Genomic DNA, 23862 nt, shown 5'->3' with positions numbered 1-23862 from the left:
TATGGCTAAAAATAGTTCTTTTCTACTTGGGACAATTGTCGGGGGAATTGCAGGCGCAGCAACAGCACTATTCTTGTCAAGCGAACGTGGAAAGCAGTTATTAACCGAATCAGCACAACATGGAAAACAACTGCTGAATGATTTAAAAGAAAGCAATATAAATGAATGGAGAAAAAGTGAAGAAAAAGAAGAACTGATAAAAAGCGAACAAGAGAAATCACATTCCGTTTCATCTATTCCGATTCCGCTTCCTTCATCAGATGTGGAACAGTTGTTAAAAGAGACAGAGGAAGCTGTGAACGATGTGGAAAAACATTTAAATAAAGGAATGGACACGCATGGAGAAAATTGAGACAGTAGAACAGTTTGAACAAATTTGTTTGTCCCATCGTCCATTTTTATTGATGAAACATAGTCTCACGTGTCCGATTAGCCATCGAGCATGGGGGGAGTTCGAACGTTTCACAAAAGATTTTCCGCACATTCATGCATATTATTTACATGTACAACACGCACGCCCATTGTCGCAACATATTGCAGAAACGTTTCATGTTAAACACGAATCTCCTCAAGTGTTATGGGTGACAAATGACGGAGTAGCGTGGCATGCTTCGCATTGGAACATCACATACGAACAAATGCAAAAAGCAACTATGAACGCATCATAGTTGCTTTTTGCTTATACGTGAACGGATTGTTCATATCTTTGTTGAAATTTTTGAATATCGCCTGCTCCCATAAAAATAAGCACAGCGTTATCATGTTGCTTTAATACATCGACTTGCTCCTCGTCTAAAAGCTTTGCCCCTTCGATTTTAGCACGCAAATCCTCGATAGATAATTTCCCTTGATGCTCACGAGCAGAGCCAAAAATATCGCACAAATATACAGCATCAGCTAACGATAAGCTTTCAGCAAATTCATGTAAAAATGTTTGTGTACGCGTGTATGTGTGCGGTTGAAAAATCGCAACAATTTGACGATCTGGATACTTTTGTCTTGCTGCTTCGATCGTTGCACGTATTTCAGTCGGATGATGCGCATAATCATCAATAAGCACTTGTGAGCCAAACGTTTTCTCATGGAAGCGACGTTTCACGCCAGGAAACGTTTTTAATCGCTCTTGAATAATGCTTACATCGATCCCTTCATAATGGCAAAGCGCAATGACAGCAAGCGCATTAAGCACGTTATGATCGCCATATCGCGGAATATGGAAAGAAGCAAAAAACGTATGGCGCACAAACACATCAAACGATGTCCCTTCTGGTGTTTTCACAACATTTCGGGCTTGAAAATCGTTATCTTCACCGAACCCGTAAAAAACGACAGGAACTTTAGCTTGAATTTTTTGTAAATATTCATCATCCCCACAAGCAATAATTCCTTTTTTCACTTGCCACGCCATTTGTTGAAATGCTGAAAACACATCTTCAATATTTACAAAGTAATCTGGATGATCAAAATCAATATTTGTCATAATCGCATAATCAGGGGAATATGCTAAAAAATGACGGCGATATTCACACGCTTCAAATACAAAATACTTGCTCCCTTCTCTTCCTTTTCCAGAACCATCACCGATCAAATACGACGTCGGTTCTGCTCCCTGCATTACATGAGCAAGCAATCCTGTTGTTGATGTCTTCCCATGGGCGCCTGTCACAGCGATACTCGTAAATTTTTGTAAAAATTCACCTAAAAACTGATGGTAACGAATGACGGGTACACCGAGTTCACGAGCGGCTACAATTTCTTCATGTGTATCAGGAAAGGCGTTACCAGCAATCACAACCATATTTTTCTGAATATTTTGAGCACTAAATGGAAAAATCGGTATCCCACGTGCTTCTAAAGCTTCTTGCGTGAAAAACCGCTTATCATAGTCCGATCCTTGCACGACGCATTTCATATCATGTAATACTTGTGCGAGTGCGCTCATTCCAGTTCCTTTAATGCCGACAAAATGGTAAATAGTCATAAGAAAACCTCCACCAACTATCGTTGATCTATATCACAGTATATGACATAAATTCCGTTTTGCTATTTTCACGATATGTAACAAACTTCATTATACCATCGTTTGCCCACGATGATAAGAAAAACTGATAGAAGAACGTTCTTCTATCAGTTTTTCCGTGTTATTGAGGCGTATACTCCACTTTTTCAAGACGCGGATTTGGACGATAACGCCGTCCTGCTTTCGCTTGATGTTTTCCATTTAACAATACATTATCTCCTGTAAAACCAATGTGCACTTTCAATAAACTACTTCCCACACCATACATATCAACTGGCACACCTTGTTTTTCAAACTCAATAATGCGCTGTTCATTGAATCCGCCACTAACAACGATTTTAACATGTTCAAATCCTTCGCGATCAAGCGCTTCGCGTAAAGCAAAAATAAGCGGTGGATTGACACCACGTGGATCAAATGTGCCAAGCACTTCTGGATGGCGAATAAAATATTGATCGATCATCGTCCGAGACGTATCAACGCGAACAGCCTTTAACTTATCGCCAAATTCACGGGCCACTTTCAGCGCATCTGTAATACAGTCATTGTTGTAATCAACAAGAACAATTAAATCATCATCTGGATATTTTGCATGATACGCTTTTGCTGCCGCAACTACATCGCCATCAAATAATTGAATGAGCGCATGCGGCATCGTGCCCATACCTTGTTTTCCCCACCATTCGTTCATCGCATGGGTCGCTTGAGCGGTGGAACCACCAATAAACGCAGCATATCCATCACCCGCTTGCATCATAAAATGATCATCCCGATCCCCCATGAAAATGACCGGCTTTTGCACACCAGACAATGCCGCTGCTTTAACTACATTGTATACGTTTGTTGCTACAGATGTTCGGCGCGCTAAAATTCCATCAATAATGCCTTCTAAATATCCAAAATTTTGATACGGCCCCGTAATCGTAAGCACCGTCTCAAATGGACTAATTTTGTCTCCATCTTTTAACGAATAAATCTCTAATTTTTCTGGTTCATCTGCAAACGTATGCAACAAGGCGATCACTTCATCGGTGCCACATAAAACAGCATGTTCTTTTTGAAAAAATTGCATTGTGACGATATTATCCGAACGAAATTCTTTGACGATTTCACGCGTTTTCAAAAAATATACAGCAGAAAACCATCCATCTCGCACACGCTCATCAAATTTAAACGTTTTATTTGTTAGTCGTTTAATTTTTCCTTGTAGTTTCAATTCGATTTCTTTCATTTTTCTTTCCCCTTCAGCCGTCGTTTTCACGTCTTTAGCATAGCACGTTTTCTATTTCACGACTACTCCGTCTAAATTGTATCTTGTAGTTGCTCAAGATCTTGCTCGTCAATTAGCACATCGCGTGGCTTGCTTCCTTTTGGTGCCGATACAATCCCACGCTGCTCCATCATTTCAATTAAGCGCGCTGCCCGATTATAGCCGATACGAAAACGACGTTGCAAACTCGACGTCGAAGCACCACCTTGTTGAACAACAAACTCACATGCTTCATAAAAGAGCTCATCATCTTCCTCAGCTTGTACATGTTGTTGCAACAACTCATCGTGTTGAAATAAATAAGACGGTTCCATTTGTTGACGCACATGGGCAACGACGCGCTCAATTTCTTCATCCGATACAAAATTGCCTTGTAAGCGAATTGGTTTTGCTGTTCCGTTTTCTAAAAATAACATATCGCCTCGCCCAAGTAATTTTTCAGCACCGTTTATATCAATAATTGTACGTGAATCAATTTGTGACGATACAGAAAAGGCAATGCGCGTTGGGATATTTGCCTTAATTAAGCCGGTAATGACATCAACAGACGGTCGTTGTGTAGCAACAAGTAAGTGCATCCCACACGCCCGCGCTTTTTGGGCAATACGGCAAATAGCTTCCTCTACATCGGCTGGAGCAACCATCATTAAATCCGCAAGTTCATCAATGACAATAACGATATACGGTAAGTGTTGTTCTGGTTTTTGTGCTTTTCGTATTAACTCATTATAACGAACAATATCGCGCACCCCTGTATGTGCAAACAACTCATATCGCCGCTCCATTTCAGATACAGCCCATTTTAATGCTGCTGTTGCTGCTTTTGCATCTGTAATAACTGGGCTAACTAAATGTGGAATATGATTGTACGGTGCAAGTTCGACCATTTTCGGGTCGATCAATAATAACTTCACTTCGTGCGGTGTTGCTTTATATAACAAACTTACTAACATCGCATTCATGCAGACGCTTTTCCCTGATCCAGTTGCTCCCGCAATCAATCCGTGCGGCATCTTTTTTAAATCAGTAACAACTGGTCTCCCTGAAATATCTAATCCTAAGGCAACGGCTAACGGAGATTGTGATTGTTGGAACACCTCGCTTTGTAATACTTCACGAATGAAAACAGGGCGGCTTGAGCGATTAGGCACTTCGATTCCGATCGTGTTTTTCCCAGGGATAGGCGCTTCGATACGAATATCTACAGCCGCTAAATTTAATTTGATATCATCCGCTAAATTCGTAATTTTATTCACTTTCACTCCAAGTTCTGGTTGCACTTCAAAACGAGTCACCGTCGGACCTTGAGTCACGTGAACGACTGTTGCTCCAACGTTAAAATTTTTAAACGTCTCATTTAACCGCTCTGTTTGCTCTTTTAGCCACGTTTCATCGCCCTCATGTTGAATCGCTGGAGCATGCAATAGCGATAACGGCGGAAACGTATAAGATCGCTGTTGCTGTTGCTGTCGCTCTTTCCATTTTTCTCGATCTTGTTTTAACATCATCACGTTATATGGCACACCGCTTCTCTTTCTCTCCCGTTCTTCGTTCGTTTGTTCAATTTTTTCTTCTCTACGCTCCTGCTCTTTACTTTCTCCTACCTGTATTTGCGTAACTTGTTCTTCACCAGCTTCCCTCTGCACTTCTTCTTGTTGCATTTCTTCTTTTTCATGAGCAACATCTTTCTCTTCATGATGAATTGGCTCACTTGCTGGCATATGCACATGTTCGTTTGTTTCAGCTTCTTCAACGATCGGAAGTTCAAATTCAACAACCGCATCATGTTCTTTTTTTCGCTCAACACGCTCCATTCGCTTATAACCAAATATAGGCGATGGCACATCTGTCGGACGAAACGTGCGTGATTCGTTTACTGTGCGCTCTATGCGTGTTATTTTTTTCTCAGAGGAAACGGTCTGCGGTGATGAGCGCTTTTGTTCATATATTCGCTCTTTTTGTCTTTCTTTTGGTTCATCTGGAATTAATGGAAAGCGAAATTTCCCTTTCGGATATTCATAAACAACTTTTGCCTCCACATGTTTATGATCATTTTTTTGTACGGAAGGGGGGCGTTTGTGCGTTTCTTTTTCCTTATCATTTTCTCCAAATAAATAACGAAGTAGTGCCTTAAACCAACCCATTTAATCCTCACTCTTTCTCTTATACATTCGGTTTTATTTTACCACAAAAAAAGCTGACTGCCGTGATGGAAGTCAGCTAAAAAATGGTTGACCTACTTCGTACTCATCATCTAAAACGAGAATCCCTTTCTCTTGTGGGGCGTTTGGCAAATCGAGTTCACGGGCAGAACAAATCATTCCGTAAGACTTCACCCCACGAAGTTCTGCCTCTTGAATGACTAGACCGCTTGGCATGACTGCTCCGACTTTTGCGACAACGACTTTTTGTCCTGCTTCTACGTTTGGAGCCCCGCATACAATTTGCAATGTTTCCGTACCAATGTCTACTTGACAAACACTTAATTTATCAGCATTCGGGTGCTTCTCCTTTTCTTTCACGTAACCGACAACAAATTTTGGTGAAAAATCAGCCTTTAATTGTTCATTTACACCATTTTTTTGCAATATGTCGTTAATCGTAGCGATTACTTGTTCGTTTAGTTCGACGACTCCATTTCCTTCAAATGTGCTATATGTAGACGCATGAAAAATATTGTAACCAACTGTTTCACTTGTTTGCTCATCATAAATGCGCACAACATCCCCTTTTTTCTCAAAAGCACGCACTTGTGGATCAACAACTTTTAAAGTAATGAGCAACGTGTCGCCAATGCCTTCTCGATTGTAAAATACGTTCATCATTTCTCATCCTTTCGATGATTTTTTCCAAGAATAAAAATCGGTTGCAATTGCCCACCTTCATATAAAAATGAAAGCGCAGTAATCGGCACTCTGCCACTTGCAAAAAAACTCATCGTTAACTGCGCAAGTACATCATAGCCGATTTCGTTTTCAATGTCAGCAATAATGAGCACATCTTGATGAGGAACCGCAAGCAACATCGTTCCTTTTATTTTTTCGGAAAAACTTTTCAAAAAAGCATCATTCAATATGCGACTTGCATCATATCCATCGTTTGTATTCAAAAAATAAAACGTATTGCCACCGACACGATCTTCTTTTACTGTCGTAGGCAACGAACGAACGTTAAAACGGGCAATTTCTTTCAATTGTTGCACATTCCAACGCTCGGATTCAACTAAACGTTCATCAATGAGCCGATACGTTGTTCCTAAATCGAGCGCATAATAAATGCGCGTTTCTGCTGTATGCTCGTCATAAATAAACGCAGCGCCTTCGTTCGTCGTTGTCGGAAATGAGGTAGAACGAATGACCGGATATATATGTTTTTCTTTTCCATGTAACGGCGAATCATCATGTAATGCCGTTAACGTTTGTTCGACATAATAAACAATTTCGTCAATGGCACGCTCTTTCTCAACCTCCCATTTTGCGATAATAGGGGGTAACGAAATCGTCACCCCTTTTTTCGTGTCACGATGCTCAATGCGAAGTGTATCTTTTTTTCGATCCCATCGAAATTCCCATGGGTAGTGGGATAATCGTTGTTGAATATGCTCGCTTATTTGCTTACTATTCATCACGCTCACCTAAACTTTGAATAAAAGCGACGATTTCTTCTTTCGTTTTCCGATCTTTGCTGACAAATCGCCCTTTCTCTTGGCCATTTTCATATGCAATAAAACTCGGAATGCCAAAAACGTTGTGCTCCGCAAACAAGTCGAGCAATTGATCGCGATCGACCGCATAAAACGTATAATCGGAAAATTGCGCTTCAATTTCTGGTAAAACCGGTTTGATGAATTGACAATCCCGGCACCAATCAGCCGTAAACATCATAATCACTTTTCCACGCTGAATGACTTCATTGTATTGCTCGATGCTTTCAATCATTTTCATCTATTTATCCACCCTTTCTTATGCTCATATTGCCCTTTTAACATATAAACAATATGTGTATACATCGTTGTTCGGTCGATGGCTCCGTTCGTCAAAATGCCGATCGCCCCTTCATTAGAACGGACATCGCGACGATCGGCGTATTCGTCTATCACTTCAGCTAATTCTTTCCCAGTTTTTAATTGTTCACTAATTTCAGCAGGAAGCGGAATGCGCGCCCCTCCTGCCACAACGACAACGCCGTCCCGATCTACAAGCGCACCCCAATTACATAGCCAGACTGTTCCATTACGTGCAGCAAATACGCCTCCTTCTAAACCTATTCCGATATGTGCTTGTTGTTCATGAACAGCTAACGTTGCACGCTCAATCGCACCTTGCAACGTTTCTTCATCGGAAAACGGCTGTTTTGACACGTTCGGCTGCACGTCACTCGCTATAATCGCATGATGCGCCTCATGAAATACAGCTTTTACCGCTTTTACTTTCGTGTTGTTTTTTGTTCCAACTGCAATTTTCATCGCCCAATCACCTTAACCGTTATGATGAATCGCATCGACTGTCGCACGGTCACATTGTTTTACAAGGGCGATTAATAACTGTTTTGCCGCTTCATAGTCATCCACATGAATGATAGAAGCATGTGTATGAATATAGCGTGCACAAATGCCAATGACAGCTGAAGGAACGCCGCTATTCGCGATATGCACTCTCCCCGCATCTGTTCCCCCACCTGGTGAAATAAAATATTGGTATGGAATATTGTTCGTTTCCGCTGTATCTAAAATAAATTCGCGCATGCCGCGATGAGTAATCATTGTACGATCATAAATGCGCACGAGCGCCCCTTTCCCAAGATGCCCGAACTCTTTTTCGTCTCCTGTCATGTCGTTCGCTGGGCTTGCATCTAGCGCAAAGAAAATATCCGGTTTAATCATCGTTGCTGCCGTTTGTGCACCGCGCAATCCGACTTCTTCTTGAACCGTTGCTCCAGAATATAATACGTTCGGCAACGTTTCATCTTTTAATTCCTTTAACAACTCGATCGCCAAGCCACAACCGTAACGATTATCCCATGCTTTCGCCATAATTTTTTTCTCGTTTGCCATCGGTGTAAACGGACAAAGCGGTACAATTTGTTGCCCCGGACGGATGCCCATGCGCTCTGCATCGGTACGGTCATCTGCTCCAACATCAATCAGCATATTTTTCATATCCATCGGCTTTTTTCGTTGCTCTTCATCAAGCAGATGAGGCGGGATCGAGCCGATGACTCCAACAATCGGACCTTGATCTGTTATGATTTGTACACGTTGAGCGAGCAGTACTTGACCCCACCAACCTCCAAGCGGTTGAAAGCGAATCATTCCTTGTTCTGTAATGGTGGTGACCATAAAACCCACTTCATCCATATGCCCTGCAACCATCACAACTGGACCATCTTCCGTTCCGCGCTTCACTCCAAAAATGCTCCCAAGCCGATCTTGCACAATTTCATCGGCATATTTTTGTAACTGTTCACGCATGAAGGCGCGCACCGCATGTTCATTTCCCGGTGCTCCCGGCAATTCCGTTAACGTTCGAAATAACTGCAAATCCATCGCTATATCCCCTTTCTTTTCTCGCTATTTGTCATTGTAGCGAATTTTACATGTAGTTTCCACTCGAACAATTCGGTATACTAAAAGAAAAAGTGGAGGAATGCATATGCGCATGAAAACATTTCTTACCGGTATCGTTGTCGGTGCAACAGCAGCATACATATTTGACCAATGGCAACATAGACGTTTGATTTCATCTGAACAAGCGCTCCAAAAAGCGAAAGAAGCTTTTCAACAAACGGGTGACATTACAGGATCGTGGATTCAAACAACCGTTGAAATGATTGAAAAAAACGGGTTGCGCTATACTGTCTATCGAGGAGGAGTCACTCGTCCAACCGATGCTTATGAATGTCTCATTGATGCAAAAACAGGGACGATTATTGAAGCACGAAAATTGTAAAACCCAAGCAAAGCCGCTTGGGTTTATTGACGTTTAAGCGATTCAACAATATAAAATCGGGTCGGTACGAAGCGGAATTTGGTTATGTTCGTTGCATGGGTATTTTTTCGTCCAAAGAGGCTTTGGTACAACCCCAAACATCGCTCCCCCGTCTAAATGTGTAATTCCCCCATTCAGCCACGTCATCGTTGCTTGACCGATCGTTAATTTCTCCATCTCTTTTCCCCCTTGTCCTCTTTCACTCTCCATTTTAACATTACAAAAATATTCAGAAAAGAGAAAAACCTATGCCAGATTTACGACATAGGTTTTCGATATTTTGCTTCACAACGATAAATCGGGTTTCCTTTTTCCGAAAACTTTTGTTCATATTCTGTCATCACATTTCCTTCGAAGCCGCTTCGATGAAGATCGATACTAACATACTGAAGAACTAAACCGTATTGCGAAAAACTAACAAGGGAATATTCAAACAGCCCGCGATTATCCGTTTTGAAGTGAATTTCCCCTTCATCCACTAAAATGTTTTCATATAGCTCTAAAAATGCACGATAAGTTAAGCGGCGCTTTTCGTGTCGCTTTTTTGGCCATGGATCAGAGAAGTTTAAGTAAATGCGCTCTACTTCTCCTTTAGCAAAAATATTCGTTAAGTCTTTTGCATTGACATTTAATAAACGCAAATTTGGCAAATTGTTCTCGATCAATTTGTCGAGGGCGCATACAATGACGCTCTCATATAACTCAATTCCAACATAGTTAATGTGAGGATTCATTTTTGCCATTTCGGTAATAAAACGGCCTTTCCCTGTCCCAATTTCGATATGAATCGGATGACCGTTTGAAAACAATTCATGCCAACGTCCTTTATATTGCTCTGGTTGTGGAATAATGTATTGTGGATATGCTACAATTTTTTCTTTCGCCCAAGGCTTATTTCTTAAACGCACATTTCATCCTCCGTTTCTTTGCATATAAAAAGATAAAAATGGCCATATTAATAAGCGAATAGGGGGATGAACATGGCCATTAATCATGAACATCAATTAACTGTGTTAAAAGACATTTTATCGGAACATCACCTTGATCGTTCAGGAACCGTTTCAGAATGTGAACAAATTGAACGGCTCGCCAAATCATTGATGGCGAACGATGCTATCCACTCCGAACTCAAACAAACATTGTCTCATATTTACACATACAGTCAAAACGGTAAAAATGCAACCGATCTTTCTTTACACATCGATCAACACGAACAGCAACTTGCGAATTGGATGGATCAATTAACGTAGCACATGTTCAAGGAAATGCAACAGTCGTTGCATTTCCTTTCCATTATTTCGCCCTTTATGCCATGCAAGCAACACAATCGTTTGAGCGACAGTATACCATTTCATACGTAACTGTAGTTGTTCATCGAACTCCATACCATATTCTTCTAGCCAACTCGCCCACTGCTCTCTTGGAATGTAAGCATATAACAACATTCCGATATCAATCGCCGGATCGGCAATCATTGCGCTATCCCAGTCAATTAAATACAATTGATCATCTTCTGTTAAAAGCCAGTTATTATGATTCATATCGCAATGACAAACGACATAATCCATACAATACACATCATCTACGTGTCGCTCTAAAAATGCCAATGCGTCCCGAACGGTCGGATGCGCCTTTAATTCAACGTATTCATTTTGCTTTACTTCCTCTAGCAAACGATGAGGTACTAAAGGTTTTTTACCAAGGCGCTCCATCATTCCCAACAATTCTTTCGAGCAATGAATTTTCCGAAGCAATTGAGCAACTTGTTTGCTAGTCATATCACTCGGCTTTAATTCACGCGCTTGTAAAAATTGTTGGGCGGTAATTACGTCTCCATTTTCCATTCGTTTCGTCCATACTAATTTTGGGACGATTCCTTCCGCTGATAAAACAGCTAAAAATGGTGAAGAATTGCGCTTTAAAAACAACTTCTTCCCATCGTACTCCGCAATATATGCATCCCCTGTCGCACCACCTGCCGGGGAAATTTCCCACTCCTTACCTAGTAACTGTTCCAAGTGAGCTCACCTTTCGACTTAGTCAAAATAAAAATTGCAATTGTCATCTTACTAGATTTTATCTTTCCCATCGTTTCCCCGTCAACATTCAATTAATACCCACGTCCCGATTCCATTAATTTCAATAAAGTGTTCGCACTTTTTCTCTACTTCTTCCCGATTTGAGCTGAAAACGACTTTCCATTTTCCTTCAGAAAGAGGTAATGTCGTTTTTTTCTCCTCATTATGATGAACGACAACAATTTGTTCCCATGGACCATACACACCCACATCGACAAGCTGATAGGCGATCACAGATGGATGGGTATCATAAAACTTGATATGACGCCGAACTTGATCGGCAGTAAAAAAACGAAACGCAGCATGTTTTTTACGAAGCGCAATGAGAGCCGTTATCTCCCGAATATCTTCTTCCCATTCACTTTTCCGCTCCCAATCGATTCGATTCACTTCATCAGGAGCGTTATAGCTGTTTTCAATTCCTTGTTTCGTTCGATAAAACTCTTGACCGCTGTGCAAAAATGGAATACCTTGGGATAATAAAACGATCGCGGTCGCTAGCTTTTGGCGCTTTCGACGAATATATTCGCTCTCATGCGCATTAGCAATCATCATTTTATCCCATAATGTATGGTTATCGTGACATTCGACGTAATTGACACTTTGCCTTGGCGAAAAAAATAGATGGATGCTTCCTCGAATAACTTCCATTACCGCTTCCTTATATGAACAATCACCTAACGCAAATCCTCGATCGTGGACTTGAAACGTACTTCCTTTTACATAATCCCGAAATCGATCGTTAAAATAAGCAATACGAGGCGTATGTTTCGCGTTTGCAATCGTTGTCTTTTTTTCTTGAGGTAATGGAGTAGCTAACTCCCATCCCTCTCCAAGAACAAGAACAGTCGGATCAATTGCATCGATAGCTCGGCGAACGTCATTCATCGTGTCTATATCTAAAATGCCCATTAAATCGAAACGAAATCCATCGACACCATATTCACTTAGCCAATACGTCACCGAATCAACGATAAATTTTCGTACCATTTTCCGCTCAGATGCTAAATCATTCCCAACTCCTGTTCCATTCGATGGATAACCGTTTGATTCGTATCGGAAATAATAACCCGGTACAAGCTGTTCAAACGATGATGTTTCTCGAATATATACGTGATTATAGACGACGTCTAAAATGACGCGAATGCCTTCTTGTTGAAACGCACGAATCGCCTGCTTTAACTCGATGATACGTGCATATGGATCGGTTGGATCCGTTGCATAACTTCCTTCTGGAGCGTTGTAATGAACCGTGTTATATCCCCAGTTGTATTCAAATGGCTCGAGCTCATCCACTCCTTCGAAATCTTGCACAGGCATAAGTTGAACATGTGTCACGCCGAGCTGTTTTACGTACGAAAGACCCGTCACCTTTCCGTTTGGTCCTAATGTATCCTGCTCCGCTAAACCGAGATATTTCCCTTTATGTTCCACGCCACTTTTAGGATGGATCGTAAAATCACGAACATGCATTTCATAAATGATCGCATCCGTCATAGAAATAAACGGGGGCATCGTTGGTTTTTTTATGTTTGTCTTCGAAAGGTCAACAACAACACCGTATGTGCCGTTAACTGAAACTGCTTTTGCATAAGGATCCACTGCTTCTCGCCAAACAAAATTGATATATGTCTGATACGTATACAAAAAATATTCTATATTTTCATAAACGGTATATGTCCATATTCCTTTTTGTTCGCGCACCATGGCATAAGTCGTTTCTTCTTTCGTCTTCGGATGAATAAGCTTTAATAACACGTTTGTTGCCGTCGGCGCCCACACTTTAAACGTCGTTTTTTCCGGTTTGTACGTTGCACCAAGATCATTTCCGTCATATGCGTATAAATCGTCAAACGCTTTTGTTCGCATCACCGCCCCTACCAGTAAAGGTGTTTGCCATCCTTCTTCTGTATAGACGACATATCGTTTCCCTAATGGAACGATAAAAGAGACGAGACACTCATATTTTGTAAATGAGTGTTGTTTCTCACTTGGACGAACTGTTAAACGGTATGCTGTTTGTTCTTCATCGCATAAAAAAAATATTGGTGCACGTTCTTGAACAACATCGTTCGGTACCAAAATAGTAATTAACGTCAACTCATCTAAATAGGCTTCAAACGAGTGTTGTTTTGTCATCATTATCGGTCACCAACTTCCAGTTTTGAAGTCAATTATTTTTATTTTAAAATGAACTCAATAAAAAAGAGGGGGAAAATCATGCATTCATGTATTTCATGTAGCGTTCCATTTCCGCTTTTACCATCTGGTTACTTACTTATTATGCAAGAAGAACAAAAAAAGTATTTATCCTTACCATAATTATAAAAAATCGAAAAAGAGGCTACGCTTCATTCGTCAGCCTCTCCTATTTCTTCAATAACGAGCGAATCGTAATAGCGTGCATCACAATATGTGAGCAATGATTGCGCCGCCTTCAGTTGCGTATGTTTCAATGGCATCGTCAACTGTCTGAGTGACATAAACCATGTCTCATAATGACGGCGATCGACGATATCAAGATCGCTCGGTGCGTAGCGATAATCAATATACCCTTCTCGATTAATCAACACTTTTTTGATCGGCATATCGACGGAAAATTGCTTATAAATCGTTTGAACAACTTTTTCCGTTCGATGAAGCGAAATCATCGGATTGACGATTTTTCTCTCCACATCATCGACAATCTCCGTCCAAAAACGTTCAGCTGAGCCAACAATAATGTTATTTTTCCGTTCTTCCGTAAACGCAACGCACCACGTCGTTGTTGGACTAATCAAAATCGTATTAAGCTCGACAGGAGCTTTTTTCAATAAAAATACAGGCTTGTACATACATAAGTATGTATCTGGAAAACGTTGCGAAAAATATTTTAAATATACGTCATAATAATATTTCGGATCAATAACGGATTCTTCCGTTAACGTCGAGCTCGCCCAACGAATTTGCAGTTGAAACAACTTTTCTAAAAATAATATTTTCAATTCTTCAATCGTTCTTGGTTCGGACGGAATAGAAAACATAAAGTCTTCCTCTTCTTGCGACTGTTCATTTTCATCCGCCACATCTTTTATGTTTTTCCGTTTCCATATGCGCTTAATCTTATCAAAAAGTGACGGTTCCTCTTCAAGCCATTTCCATGACTCATGTACATGCGACTCCACTTGTGGCACCAATTGACCCGTCTCCCATGCATGCTTCATTCGTTCCCATTGCTTCTTTTTTAAACGAATAAACTCGCTCGGATAATGATAAATATCTAGCTCGTAGCGCGAAATATAGTCTTGAAGCTTAATGAGCTGTCCCACGCCTTAACCTCCAGCAATCAATTGTTACTTTCATTCTACAACAAAAGCAACAACGGGCAAAGAAGAGAAGCGAAAATTGCACTTAATGTCATCGCTACCGAGCTAATTGCTGCTTCTTTTTTGCCAATTTCAAGCGCTTTGGCGGTGCCAATGCCATGCGAAGCCGCACCTAGTCCGCTTCCGACCCCTAAAGCTGTTGTAATGTGCAAGCGCTGAAAAACAATCGGACCAAACATCGCCCCAAAAATTCCCGCAATCATGACATATACAGCAGCAAGCGTCGGGATGCCGCCAATGAGTTTTGCTATATCCATCGCAACAGGCGACGTGACTGATTTCGGAATGAGAGAGCGAACAACTTGTTCTGGCAAATGAAAAAAACGGGCAAATAATAAACCGCTTCCCATTCCAATGATCGTGCCGAAAAATGTACTACATAACAACGGCCATAAAAACTGTTTTAACGTATGCCGATGTTGGTAAAGCGGCAAAGCTAAAGCGACGACTGCAGGACCGAGCAAATGAACGAGCCATTTTCCTCCAGTCATATATTGCTCATATGAGACACGAAAAATCGATAACGTAACGATCATCACGACTGTACTTGTAGCAATCGGCACGAGCAATGGAAAATAAAAGCGGGCATACAATTTGCGCATAGACATATAGACAAAAATCGTCCACAAAAGCATAATTGCGCCGATCATGCTCCTTTCACCTCATGCATTCGCTTTTGTTCACGTGTTTGTGCCCATTGACCGATGAAACCAGCAAACAACATGACGATCATTGTACTCACGATGACAACGAAAATAGACCATATCCCTTTCCCTAAAAAAAGTTCAACATAATCAATGATGCCAACAGTTGCCGGAATAAACAAAAGTGTTAAATGAGACAAAAGCATGTTAGCACCACGGGAAATCCACTCTTCCTTCACCATTCCGGTCATTAACAATAAAAATAGCAACAACATCCCTATCATACTACCTGGAATAGGGATGTGTAGCAGTTGCTGAATAATTGAACCAAAAATATACAGCATATACAATACCCCGATTTGAATGACCGTAATCCCCATTTTTTCCCCCCTGTTATTGAATTATGAAAGAGGAAAACGCATCAACGGCTTATATTTCGGCGTTTGATCCATATGTGTTTCGTATAGCACAACGTCGTGTACGAAAAAGCGAATGTCCTCTCCTTCAATCTTTCTCGGATATGTTTCAAGTGAGAACGGAAACGATCCGTTCCATTTTTTCGCCAACGTAATATGTGGCGTGAACGGTCGAGCATCAAGAGAAAAACCTATCTGCCGGCAAACGTCATACACATCTTGACGAAGGGAAAACAAACGGGACTCTTCTTTTACGCCATACCATAAAATACGAGAACCAAACGAATAAACTTCGCTCAGCTGTAACGAAAATGACTGATGTTTTCGAACTACTTTTGGCATATACTCTGCAATTTGTTTCCGCTCTTCTTCCGTTGCCCTCCCTAAAAATGCAAGTGTAATATGATAATCTTCTTCATGAACGAACAAACGAAATGGCGCTTTCCATTCAGATATAAAGCTATGCAACTGCTTTTTTACTTCATTTGGCAAAGGTATTGCCAAAAAGTAATGCATATATCGTCCCACCTTTAATTTTCTAAATTTTATCAAAATTCATGTAGTTTTCGCAACGTCTTTTTTGCTTGCCAAGCAAAAATCACCATTCCTCCAAGGGTCAATAGACCAAAAAATAAATACACATGTTCAATCGTCCAACGTTCTAAAATATACCCTCCTACAAATGTACAAAACCAACTACCCAGTCCATTTCCAACCGTGGCATAAAGCGATACAGCCGTCGTACGCACGTGTGCAGGGGTAATGTCACGCACATATTGAAGGGCAGCTGGGATAAACAAACCGACAGACGCCCCTTGTACAATTGTCGTGGCATACACGATCATTAAAGGTGGTTCAAAAAAATAAAACAACCAACGAGCACAAGACAAAGCTGTCGCAACGAATAACACATTCATCATCCCAAACTTTCGGACGACGCCGTCAGCAAATTTCATAAACGGCGCTTCACTTCCCGCCGCTAATAAAAAAGCAAGTCCTACCCCTGTAAGCGTTCCACCTAAATCAGTAATCAAAATGCCGAAATAAAAATTGTTGGCATAAACGGGACCGAAAACGAGAAACGTCGTTAACAAAAATAAAAGAAACCGAGGAATATGAATTAACTCTTTCATTCCTTCTCGGATGTTCACTTTTGCACTTGACTGTTCTCGCGGCAACTTCCATGCAAGCACGCTCGAAACAACGAGCAAGGCAACGAAAATAAAAAAGATGAAACGAAGATGAAACAACTCAGCTACTTGCCCAGCAACTGGAACAGCAGCAGCAAACCCAAGCGCCCCCCACAAACGAATTGAACCGTACCGTTCATTCGCTTTTTGTGCATAATGAAGGGTAATACTATCGGACAACGGAACGATACCACTTTGCATGACAGCAAGCAGTGCGGCAATCACAAGCAACCATGCATATGAATGAACGAGCGAATACATAAAGCCAAAAAAAGCCGTCCCTAATAAAGAGACAATTAACACTTGAACAGGTTTTCGTGTATAATCGCTAATCATTCCCCAAATCGGTTGAATAAAAATCATGACGATCGGGCTAATCGACATAATCATCCCAATTTCTGTTCCCGACAATCCGACTTCATCTTTTAAATACACAGATAACAACGGAAACAGCGAACCGAAACTAAAAAACTGCAAAAAGTAAAATGCGCGAAAAATACGTGTATACACAAAAAATCCCCCATATCAATTAAAATGACGAAAAGTACCGTCATGATCGACGGCACTTTTCATTATAACATATTTTTGGAAAATATCATTTTGCTAACTCATAAATCGCTTGGGCATAAATGGCTGTTGCTTTGAACAAATCGTCAATAAACATATACTCATCTTTTTGATGTGCAACATCTGGACGATTCGGGAACAGCGGCCCAAACGCCACCCCTGCTTGTAAAGAACGCGCATATGTCCCACCGCCGATGGCAAGTAGTGACGATCGTTCACCCATCTGCTCTTCATAGACGCGTTGCAACGTTTGAACGAGCGGATGATCTTTTGCTACATAATGGGGCGAAGAGTTAGAAAAGTTTGTTAACATAAAGTGATGACCGTTTGCGACTCGCTCGATCACTTCTTTCGTATGGGCAATGTCGCTCGTCACAGGGTAACGTAAATTGATACCTATTTTCCCACCATGCTCACGCGTATATGAAAGAATACCGACATTGATCGTTAAATCTCCTAATTCCTCATTTGTATGCGCAACCCCTAATTGCTTTCCGCGCGTATCGCCATAAAAGTATTGAGAAACGAAACGAACAAATTCGTTTGCTTGTGGATCGAGTGTTTCATCTGCTAAAAATTTTGCAAGCCATAGCCCCGCATTCACTCCGTCGTCTGGTTCCATCCCATGCACAGAAACACCGCGAACACATAACTTCATCGTTTCGCCATCTATATACGCCTCACCTTCAAGTGTGTGTACTTGTAAAAATTCAGTAAAACGACCTTTCATATCGTTTCCGTTCGTTAACTGCAAAACAGCCTCTGCAAAATCTGGAACCATATTGTATCGACGACCAGCTTGAAACGACAGAAGAACACAATCAGCCGTTTGCTTGTTTATTGGCTGTTGAATGAGATCAAAATCGGCAATCCCTTTTTCAGCGTAAATAATCGGGAAATCGGCATCTGGCGCAAATCCGAGCGTCGGCATTGGCTCAGTTTGAAAATATCGTTCGACGCATTGCCAATCGCTTTCTTCATCTGTCCCAATAATCATGCGTACACGCTTAGATAGCGGTAATCCTAGCTCTTTTACAATTTTCATCGCATAAAATGCAGCAATCGTCGGCCCTTTATCATCTAATGCACCACGTGAGTAAATTTTCCCATCTACAATCGTTGCCCCAAACGGATCAAACGTCCAACCATCTCCAGCGGGAACAACATCTACATGACATAATATGCCTACAATCTCTTCACCATTGCCCATTTCCAAATGACCAGCTAGTCCGTCAACGTTTTTTGTGACAAACCCTTCTTCTTCACCACGCTTTAGCATGTAACAAAGCGCTTCATACACCTCTTTTCCTAGCGGGGCTTCTTCTGTTGCTGTTTGTTCATTTCGTACGCTTGGAATGCGCAAAAATGTTTGCAAATCTTTCAAAAGCGCTGACTCCCGTTTTTTTACTTCTTCCATCCAGTTCATATTCATCGTCGCTTTCACCTTTCCTTAAGAAAAATATGGTATTAATTGTGTTAATATTGTGTAAAATTCAGCAAATTTATAGCATTTTTCTCATGTTTTCGTGTAAAATAGATGGTAAGACATCTAGTTTTTCATCTTTGTTGTACCATGCGAATGATGTAACGATAGGGAGTGATCATTTGAAACCATCTACCGATCGCATGCTAACCCGTATTAAGTCCGTCTACATGTTCATTAGCGAAAGAGGAACAGTGACAACGCAAGAGCTCGTGGAAGAATTCGGTATTACACCACGAACAATTCAGCGGGATTTAAACGTGTTAGCATATAACGATTTAATTCACAGCCCTAGCAAAGGTAAATGGACAACAACTAAAAAAAGAGTGAAGATGTCATCGTAACAACATGGATATAGACGGAACCTGATTCGTGCAGGTTCCTATTTTTTGTCTTCTCCCTTTAATAAAGCAATTTCTTCATCTGTCAATTCCCGGTACTCTCCCGGTTCTAACTTTTCATCAAGCGGTATCGGTCCCATTTTTATGCGCTTTAAGTAAATGACACGTTTACCGACCGCTTGAAACATTCGTTTAATTTGATGAAACTTTCCTTCTGTAATTGTAATTCGTACGTCTGAACGCAAACCCGAGCGGATGACCACAAGCTCTGCCGGCTTTGTTTCGTATCCATCATCGAGCACAACACCACGTTGAAATGTGACAACATCATCTTCAGTCACTTCCCCATCAATAATTGCTTCATATATCTTCGGCACATGTTTTTTCGGCGACAATAGCTGATGGGCCAGTTGTCCATCATTCGTTAACAGCAACAACCCTTCCGTATCTTTGTCAAGCCGTCCGACCGGAAACGGATTGAACATACGATCTTCCTCTTCTAACAAATCAACGACTGTTTCTTCTACCGCATCTTCTGTTGCTGAAATCACCCCTTTTGGCTTGTTCATCATTAAATAAATGAACGGTTTATACTCCACTTCTTCTCCCCACACAGTAACAACTTGTGCTTTTGGATCGACATGCGTTTTTGCATCTTTAACGATCGTTCCATCAACTTTAACAACGCCTGCTTTCAATAACTTTTTCACTTCTTTTCTCGTTCCATATCCCATGTTTGCTAACAGTTTATCAATTCGCAGCACTAAAACCCCTCCTAATGTTTTTCGTTTTTAGGCATCCGTCCATACACCAATGTCAATTGTCACATATACTGCCTACGTAACAACTAAAGCGAAAGGAGTTTTCCAAATGGATGAACGCCAACAACAGCAACAAATGCCAGGCATGCCTTATTACGGAGGTACTCCGTTTATGCCAGGATTCCCTGGAACACCGGGTTTTCCAAGCGGCTCACTTGAACGTCGAGTCGACCGCCTTGAGCGCATTACCGAGCGACAACAACAACAAATTAACAATTTAAATCGACGTCTCCAACGCGTTGAGCGTCAGCTTGGATTCCCGTTTAGCAGCGACTTCTAATAGAAAGAAGAAGGCTATGACACAGCCTTCTTTTCTTTTTTTCGTAAAAATGAAAACCGATTTCCAAATAACATATACAGCAAGTTTGAACGTTCACTAAAGTAAAAATAAACAGCCGCTCCGATGAGTCCACCAACCGCGACGATCATGACCGATTGAATCATGCTGCCATTGTAATGAAGGAAACGATCGAGAAGTTTCACAATCGGCCAAACAACAGCGCACATGATCGCCGTCAAAATCCCCATAAACAATATACGCTTTGCGACAAAATGATACCGATAATTTGTATAACGTTGGATGACCCATAAGTTTAACCCAACTGACAATGCATATCCGATTGTCGTCGCCAAAATAGCTCCTGTCGTTTCAAACGAGACGATAAGTATATAGTTAAAAAATAATTTGAACCACAGTCCAATGGTTAAACTAATCACAGTAAATTTTTGTTTATTAATCCCTTGCAAAATAGCAGCTGTCACAGAAAATAAAGCAAAGAAAATCGCCGTTGGCGCATATGCCCGCAACACTTCCGTTCCGAGTGGATCATAGCTGTAAAAAGCCGCATATACGTATTCAGATAAAAGCGCCATACCAATGACTGCAGGCAACGTAATAAACATAACAACTTGAAACGTATCGTTTAAATATTTGCGTAACTGTTTCTTCTCCCCTTGCACATATGCTTTCGTAATCGTCGGAATAAGCGTTAAACTAAACGACGTTGCTAACGTGACCGGAATAATAACTAGCTTTTGCGCCCATACATTAAAAATACCGTATGCGTCCTCTGAAATAGCACCGAGCCCGATGCTTGCCATCGCTTTGTTAAATGTAAATTGATCAATAAGCTGATATAACGGCATCGCCAAACCAACAAAAGCAAATGGAGCTGCATAGGCAATCAGTTCTTTATACATATCTTTTAACGACATATGGATCGTGCCACGATCTTGCTTTAATAGTTCATCTAAAAACGATTTTCGCTTAAACCAATACATGAATAAAACAGCTAGTCCACCGACAGCGCCAATAAAGGCAGCAAACGTTGCAACTTGAATGGCAGTCACAAGCGAACCATCAAAAATACGTAAAACGATATAGCTACCTGCAAGCAAAAAGATGATGCGGACAAGCTGTTCGATAACTTGAGACAACGCTGTCGGTCCCATTGATTCATGCCCTTGAAAAAAGCCGCGAATTAAACTCATCATCGGCACAAGCAATAAAGCGAAACTAACCGCGCGAATAACAGAAGTAACATCGGCAATCGAGTTGCCGTGTCCGTCATCATTGACAACAAACGGTGCTAATAGTGGTGCACTCATATATAAAATAAGCCAAGCGAGAAAACCGGTGACCGCCATTAACATGATCCCTGAACGAAACAACTTTCGTCCAATCGCATATTCCCCAAGTGCATTGTATTTCGAGACAAATTTGGATACTGCAAGCGGCACTCCCATCGTTGCGATGCTAATAAATAGTGTGTATGGAACGTAACCGTAAGAATAAAGTGCTCCTCCTTGTTTGCCAACAAGTTGGTAAAATGGGAAGACGTATATAAGCCCTAATATGCGTGACAAAAACACGCCACCAGTTAAAATAAACGTGCCACGCAATAACTTTGATGATGACATAACATCCCTTCCTTAACGGATTCATTGCTTCACTTATTTTAGCACACTTTTTTCTTTTTCATAAAATCATTTATAATCGTAACAGAAAGGACGTGAAAGTGATGCTATATGATGTCGTAATCATAGGAGGGGGACCGTCAGGATTAATGGCAGCCATCGCTGCTGGCGAACAAGGTGGACGCGTTCTCCTTCTTGATAAAGGTGATAAACTCGGGAGAAAATTAGCCATTTCAGGCGGTGGTCGTTGTAATGTAACGAACCGAAGACCAGTCGATGAACTCATTCAACATATTCCGGGAAACGGCCGTTTTTTATATCGTGCCTTTTCGGCATTTAATAATGAAGATATTATTCGCTTTTTTGAACGGCTTGGCGTTCCGTTAAAAGAAGAGGATCACGGTCGCATGTTTCCGGTCAGCGATAGTGCGCAATCTGTCGTACAAGCCCTTCTTCGCGAGTTAAAACGATTGCGCGTCGACATTCGCGTTCATACGCCTGTCAAAGACATTGAATATAAAGATGGATCCGTATATGGAGTGACGCTGCAAACAGGGGAAATGATTCGAGCAAAAGCGGTTGTCGTTGCCGTTGGTGGCAAATCTGTGCCACATACCGGTTCGACAGGCGACGGTTACGCATGGGCAGAAAAAGCGGGACATACAATTACAGAGCTATTTCCAACGGAAGTGCCGATTATTTCACATGAACCATTTATTCAAAAGCGAACGTTACAAGGACTATCATTGCGTGATGTTGCATTAAGCGTATTAAACGAAAAAGGAAAACCAACCGTCACACACCGAATGGATATGATTTTTACACATTTCGGTATTTCAGGACCTGCTGCATTACGATGTAGCCAATTTGTTGTGAAACAGTTAAAAAAACAATCTTCTGTGACCATGGTGATTGATGCGTTGCCAGATGAAAAAGAAGAGACATTATTTCAACGTATTGTGCGCGCCATGAAAGAAGAACCGAAAAAAACAATAAAAACCATTGTTAAAGCGACGCTTCCTCTCCCAGAGCGATATGTATTGTTTTTACTCGAGCAAGCAACAATTGATCCACAAACGGTCGCAAGCACGTTAAGCCATGACAAAGTGCGCACATTTATTGCGGCATGTAAAACATTCACTTTTTCTGTTCATGGAACGTTGCCGCTTGAAAAAGCGTTCGTCACAGGCGGTGGAGTATCCGTCAAAGAAGTACATCCGAAAGAAATGGCATCTAAACTGATGAAAGGCTTATATTTTTGCGGAGAAATTTTAGATATTCACGGTTACACAGGCGGTTATAACATTACTGCAGCGCTCGTTACCGGCCGTCTTGCTGGCATGCATGCTGCGATATATGCGAAACAATAAGATCGTAAACAAGCGATCTTATTGTTTCTAGGGCAATCATGACATTTCAATTACTCCAGTTCACCATCCCAGCCGAGCATCCCGTCAATGACGTTACACACATCGTAACCATGCGCCTCTAAATAACGACACACATGTTCACTACGAACACCGGAACGACAAATAATAATATACGTTTCATTTTTGTCTAGCTCGTTCATTCTTTCCGGAATATCCCCCATTTTTATATGTATCGCTGATGGAATCATTCCAAAGGCGACTTCTTCATCTTCGCGTACATCGATGACGTGAACGCGCTCGCCTGCTTGTATCATTTGTTTTAGCTGTAATGCTGTTATTTCTTTCATCGATCTCTCCCTTTCTTTTAACGAAAGCCTCCCACCGCATATGTGA

27 protein-coding genes and 1 pseudogene are annotated in these 23862 nt (G+C 41.2%); 7 read left to right on the top strand and 21 right to left on the bottom strand.

All coding sequences use genetic code 11. The annotated features are described in order from the left end of the window. Window position 1 precedes the first annotated feature (1 nt). Both NSQ23_RS03355 and ytxJ read left to right on the top strand, forming a co-directional pair. Window positions 2-352 (top strand): hypothetical protein, encoded by a 351-nt coding sequence (locus NSQ23_RS03355; protein WP_004888997.1) that lies wholly within the window; start codon window positions 2-4, stop codon window positions 350-352. Next, window positions 339-668 carry a bacillithiol system redox-active protein YtxJ gene (ytxJ, locus tag NSQ23_RS03350; RefSeq protein WP_004888996.1) on the top strand — a complete coding sequence of 110 codons (330 nt, stop codon included), beginning with the start codon at window positions 339-341 and terminating at the stop codon, window positions 666-668. The genes NSQ23_RS03355 and ytxJ overlap by 14 nt, the downstream gene beginning before the upstream one ends. Before the next feature lie 11 nt (window positions 669-679). Here the strand turns inward: ytxJ and murC are convergent, their stop codons facing one another. The 8 genes from murC to NSQ23_RS03310 form a co-directional block, all read right to left on the bottom strand. Beyond that, window positions 680-1981 carry a UDP-N-acetylmuramate--L-alanine ligase gene (gene murC / locus NSQ23_RS03345; RefSeq protein ID WP_077429263.1) on the bottom strand — a complete coding sequence of 434 codons (1302 nt, stop codon included), beginning with the start codon at window positions 1979-1981 and terminating at the stop codon, window positions 680-682. A gap of 160 nt (window positions 1982-2141) precedes the next feature. Then, window positions 2142-3251, bottom strand: a complete 1110-nt coding sequence (locus NSQ23_RS03340) for a nicotinate phosphoribosyltransferase (RefSeq protein WP_339174253.1) — start codon at window positions 3249-3251, stop codon at window positions 2142-2144. 71 nt (window positions 3252-3322) lie between these two features. Then, window positions 3323-5434, bottom strand: a complete 2112-nt coding sequence (locus tag NSQ23_RS03335; protein ID WP_339172915.1) for a DNA translocase FtsK — start codon at window positions 5432-5434, stop codon at window positions 3323-3325. A gap of 72 nt (window positions 5435-5506) precedes the next feature. Continuing rightward, entirely contained in the window at window positions 5507-6112 is a 606-nt protein-coding gene (ytpR, locus tag NSQ23_RS03330; RefSeq protein ID WP_035018444.1) for a YtpR family tRNA-binding protein, read from the bottom strand. Then, the gene (locus NSQ23_RS03325) at window positions 6112-6915 is read right to left on the bottom strand and encodes a DUF1444 domain-containing protein (protein ID WP_339172913.1); all 804 of its coding nucleotides are present in this window, start codon (window positions 6913-6915) and stop codon (window positions 6112-6114) included. The genes ytpR and NSQ23_RS03325 overlap by 1 nt, the downstream gene beginning before the upstream one ends. Beyond that, on the bottom strand, window positions 6908-7234 hold the full coding sequence (locus NSQ23_RS03320) for a thioredoxin family protein (RefSeq protein WP_004888990.1): 327 nt from the start codon (window positions 7232-7234) through the stop codon (window positions 6908-6910). Before NSQ23_RS03320 ends, NSQ23_RS03325 begins: the two co-directional genes overlap by 8 nt. Beyond that, window positions 7231-7755 (bottom strand): DUF84 family protein, encoded by a 525-nt coding sequence (locus tag NSQ23_RS03315; protein WP_339172909.1) that lies wholly within the window; start codon window positions 7753-7755, stop codon window positions 7231-7233. Before NSQ23_RS03315 ends, NSQ23_RS03320 begins: the two co-directional genes overlap by 4 nt. 12 nt (window positions 7756-7767) lie before the next feature. Next, complete coding sequence (locus NSQ23_RS03310; RefSeq protein ID WP_339172907.1) at window positions 7768-8835, bottom strand: M42 family metallopeptidase; 1068 nt, start codon at window positions 8833-8835, stop codon at window positions 7768-7770. Window positions 8836-8935: 100 nt separating this feature from the next. On the opposite strand from NSQ23_RS03310, the gene NSQ23_RS03305 reads away from it, so the two are divergent. Next, window positions 8936-9238: a PepSY domain-containing protein gene (locus NSQ23_RS03305; RefSeq protein WP_339172905.1), complete on the top strand. Its 303-nt coding sequence runs from the start codon at window positions 8936-8938 to the stop codon at window positions 9236-9238. 51 nt (window positions 9239-9289) lie between these two features. Here the strand turns inward: NSQ23_RS03305 and NSQ23_RS03300 are convergent. Beyond that, window positions 9290-9454 (bottom strand): annotated as a pseudogene (locus tag NSQ23_RS03300) (MBL fold metallo-hydrolase); the annotation flags it as partial. An 80-nt stretch (window positions 9455-9534) separates the two neighbouring features. Continuing rightward, window positions 9535-10185: a tRNA (guanosine(46)-N7)-methyltransferase TrmB gene (gene trmB, locus NSQ23_RS03295; RefSeq protein ID WP_339172902.1), complete on the bottom strand. Its 651-nt coding sequence runs from the start codon at window positions 10183-10185 to the stop codon at window positions 9535-9537. 72 nt (window positions 10186-10257) lie between these two features. On the opposite strand from trmB, the gene NSQ23_RS03290 reads away from it, so the two are divergent. Further along, complete coding sequence (locus NSQ23_RS03290) at window positions 10258-10527, top strand: YtzH-like family protein (RefSeq protein WP_064214285.1); 270 nt, start codon at window positions 10258-10260, stop codon at window positions 10525-10527. Here NSQ23_RS03290 and NSQ23_RS03285 read toward each other — a convergent pair. The 8 genes from NSQ23_RS03285 to pepV form a co-directional block, all read right to left on the bottom strand. Further along, on the bottom strand, window positions 10519-11295 hold the full coding sequence (locus NSQ23_RS03285) for a phosphotransferase family protein (protein ID WP_064214286.1): 777 nt from the start codon (window positions 11293-11295) through the stop codon (window positions 10519-10521). The genes NSQ23_RS03290 and NSQ23_RS03285 overlap by 9 nt on opposite strands. 81 nt (window positions 11296-11376) lie before the next feature. Next, window positions 11377-13497 carry a type I pullulanase gene (gene pulA / locus NSQ23_RS03280; protein WP_339172899.1) on the bottom strand — a complete coding sequence of 707 codons (2121 nt, stop codon included), beginning with the start codon at window positions 13495-13497 and terminating at the stop codon, window positions 11377-11379. A 209-nt stretch (window positions 13498-13706) separates the two neighbouring features. After that, entirely contained in the window at window positions 13707-14663 is a 957-nt protein-coding gene (locus NSQ23_RS03275; RefSeq protein ID WP_339172896.1) for an NERD domain-containing protein, read from the bottom strand. A 35-nt stretch (window positions 14664-14698) separates the two neighbouring features. Beyond that, on the bottom strand, window positions 14699-15370 hold the full coding sequence (locus NSQ23_RS03270) for an LrgB family protein (protein ID WP_339172892.1): 672 nt from the start codon (window positions 15368-15370) through the stop codon (window positions 14699-14701). After that, complete coding sequence (locus NSQ23_RS03265) at window positions 15367-15744, bottom strand: CidA/LrgA family holin-like protein (protein ID WP_004888980.1); 378 nt, start codon at window positions 15742-15744, stop codon at window positions 15367-15369. The genes NSQ23_RS03270 and NSQ23_RS03265 overlap by 4 nt, the downstream gene beginning before the upstream one ends. A 21-nt stretch (window positions 15745-15765) precedes the next feature. Then, window positions 15766-16296, bottom strand: a complete 531-nt coding sequence (gene thpR, locus NSQ23_RS03260; RefSeq protein ID WP_077429250.1) for an RNA 2',3'-cyclic phosphodiesterase — start codon at window positions 16294-16296, stop codon at window positions 15766-15768. Between the two features lie 32 nt (window positions 16297-16328). Next, window positions 16329-17480 carry a major facilitator superfamily domain-containing protein 6 gene (locus NSQ23_RS03255; protein ID WP_339172889.1) on the bottom strand — a complete coding sequence of 384 codons (1152 nt, stop codon included), beginning with the start codon at window positions 17478-17480 and terminating at the stop codon, window positions 16329-16331. Window positions 17481-17565: 85 nt separating this feature from the next. Then, a complete protein-coding gene (gene pepV / locus NSQ23_RS03250; protein ID WP_339172887.1) occupies window positions 17566-18969 on the bottom strand; it encodes a dipeptidase PepV in 1404 nt (467 codons plus the stop codon). Window positions 18970-19142: 173 nt separating this feature from the next. Between pepV and NSQ23_RS03245 the strand changes: the two genes are divergently transcribed. Then, window positions 19143-19364, top strand: coding sequence for a DeoR family transcriptional regulator (locus NSQ23_RS03245; protein ID WP_004888976.1), 222 nt, complete (start codon window positions 19143-19145; stop codon window positions 19362-19364). Window positions 19365-19402: 38 nt separating this feature from the next. Here NSQ23_RS03245 and NSQ23_RS03240 read toward each other — a convergent pair whose 3' ends face one another. After that, entirely contained in the window at window positions 19403-20125 is a 723-nt protein-coding gene (locus NSQ23_RS03240; protein ID WP_339172884.1) for a pseudouridine synthase, read from the bottom strand. A gap of 106 nt (window positions 20126-20231) precedes the next feature. Here NSQ23_RS03240 and NSQ23_RS03235 point away from each other — a divergent pair, with 106 nt between their 5' ends. Further along, window positions 20232-20462 carry a hypothetical protein gene (locus NSQ23_RS03235; protein ID WP_339172881.1) on the top strand — a complete coding sequence of 77 codons (231 nt, stop codon included), beginning with the start codon at window positions 20232-20234 and terminating at the stop codon, window positions 20460-20462. 14 nt (window positions 20463-20476) lie between these two features. On the opposite strand, the gene NSQ23_RS03230 is transcribed toward NSQ23_RS03235, so the two are convergent. Continuing rightward, window positions 20477-22102 (bottom strand): polysaccharide biosynthesis protein, encoded by a 1626-nt coding sequence (locus NSQ23_RS03230; RefSeq protein WP_339172878.1) that lies wholly within the window; start codon window positions 22100-22102, stop codon window positions 20477-20479. A gap of 101 nt (window positions 22103-22203) precedes the next feature. Between NSQ23_RS03230 and NSQ23_RS03225 the strand changes: the two genes are divergently transcribed. Continuing rightward, a complete protein-coding gene (locus NSQ23_RS03225; protein WP_339172875.1) occupies window positions 22204-23469 on the top strand; it encodes an NAD(P)/FAD-dependent oxidoreductase in 1266 nt (421 codons plus the stop codon). Window positions 23470-23519: 50 nt separating this feature from the next. Here NSQ23_RS03225 and NSQ23_RS03220 read toward each other — a convergent pair whose 3' ends face one another. After that, window positions 23520-23816, bottom strand: a complete 297-nt coding sequence (locus tag NSQ23_RS03220; RefSeq protein ID WP_009361594.1) for a rhodanese-like domain-containing protein — start codon at window positions 23814-23816, stop codon at window positions 23520-23522. Window positions 23817-23862: the final 46 nt, after the last annotated feature.

The sequence above is a fragment of the Anoxybacillus sp. FSL W8-1294 genome (assembly GCF_037965005.1).
Classification (GTDB): domain Bacteria; phylum Bacillota; class Bacilli; order Bacillales; family Anoxybacillaceae; genus Anoxybacillus; species Anoxybacillus flavithermus_G.
Note: the sequence above shows the minus strand (reverse complement) of the source record. Positions and strands in the feature narration are given on the sequence as shown.

Bases quoted from the DNA above. Each gene is read 5' to 3' on its own strand.
- NSQ23_RS03355 (WP_004888997.1), top strand. From the start codon at position 2: ATGGCTAAAAATAGTTCTTTTCTACTTGGGACAATTGTCGGGGGAATT.
- ytxJ (WP_004888996.1), top strand. From the start codon at position 339: ATGGAGAAAATTGAGACAGTAGAACAGTTTGAACAAATTTGTTTGTCC.
- murC (WP_077429263.1), bottom strand. From the start codon at position 1,981: ATGACTATTTACCATTTTGTCGGCATTAAAGGAACTGGAATGAGCGCA.
- NSQ23_RS03340 (WP_339174253.1), bottom strand. From the start codon at position 3,251: ATGAAAGAAATCGAATTGAAACTACAAGGAAAAATTAAACGACTAACA.
- NSQ23_RS03335 (WP_339172915.1), bottom strand. From the start codon at position 5,434: ATGGGTTGGTTTAAGGCACTACTTCGTTATTTATTTGGAGAAAATGAT.
- ytpR (WP_035018444.1), bottom strand. From the start codon at position 6,112: ATGAACGTATTTTACAATCGAGAAGGCATTGGCGACACGTTGCTCATT.
- NSQ23_RS03325 (WP_339172913.1), bottom strand. From the start codon at position 6,915: ATGAATAGTAAGCAAATAAGCGAGCATATTCAACAACGATTATCCCAC.
- NSQ23_RS03320 (WP_004888990.1), bottom strand. From the start codon at position 7,234: ATGAAAATGATTGAAAGCATCGAGCAATACAATGAAGTCATTCAGCGT.
- NSQ23_RS03315 (WP_339172909.1), bottom strand. From the start codon at position 7,755: ATGAAAATTGCAGTTGGAACAAAAAACAACACGAAAGTAAAAGCGGTA.
- NSQ23_RS03310 (WP_339172907.1), bottom strand. From the start codon at position 8,835: ATGGATTTGCAGTTATTTCGAACGTTAACGGAATTGCCGGGAGCACCG.
- NSQ23_RS03305 (WP_339172905.1), top strand. From the start codon at position 8,936: ATGCATATGCGCATGAAAACATTTCTTACCGGTATCGTTGTCGGTGCA.
- NSQ23_RS03290 (WP_064214285.1), top strand. From the start codon at position 10,258: ATGGCCATTAATCATGAACATCAATTAACTGTGTTAAAAGACATTTTA.
- pulA (WP_339172899.1), bottom strand. From the start codon at position 13,497: ATGATGACAAAACAACACTCGTTTGAAGCCTATTTAGATGAGTTGACG.
- NSQ23_RS03270 (WP_339172892.1), bottom strand. From the start codon at position 15,370: ATGATCGGCGCAATTATGCTTTTGTGGACGATTTTTGTCTATATGTCT.
- NSQ23_RS03265 (WP_004888980.1), bottom strand. From the start codon at position 15,744: ATGGGGATTACGGTCATTCAAATCGGGGTATTGTATATGCTGTATATT.
- thpR (WP_077429250.1), bottom strand. From the start codon at position 16,296: ATGCATTACTTTTTGGCAATACCTTTGCCAAATGAAGTAAAAAAGCAG.
- pepV (WP_339172887.1), bottom strand. From the start codon at position 18,969: ATGAATATGAACTGGATGGAAGAAGTAAAAAAACGGGAGTCAGCGCTT.
- NSQ23_RS03235 (WP_339172881.1), top strand. From the start codon at position 20,232: ATGGATGAACGCCAACAACAGCAACAAATGCCAGGCATGCCTTATTAC.
- NSQ23_RS03230 (WP_339172878.1), bottom strand. From the start codon at position 22,102: ATGTCATCATCAAAGTTATTGCGTGGCACGTTTATTTTAACTGGTGGC.
- NSQ23_RS03225 (WP_339172875.1), top strand. From the start codon at position 22,204: ATGCTATATGATGTCGTAATCATAGGAGGGGGACCGTCAGGATTAATG.
- NSQ23_RS03220 (WP_009361594.1), bottom strand. From the start codon at position 23,816: ATGAAAGAAATAACAGCATTACAGCTAAAACAAATGATACAAGCAGGC.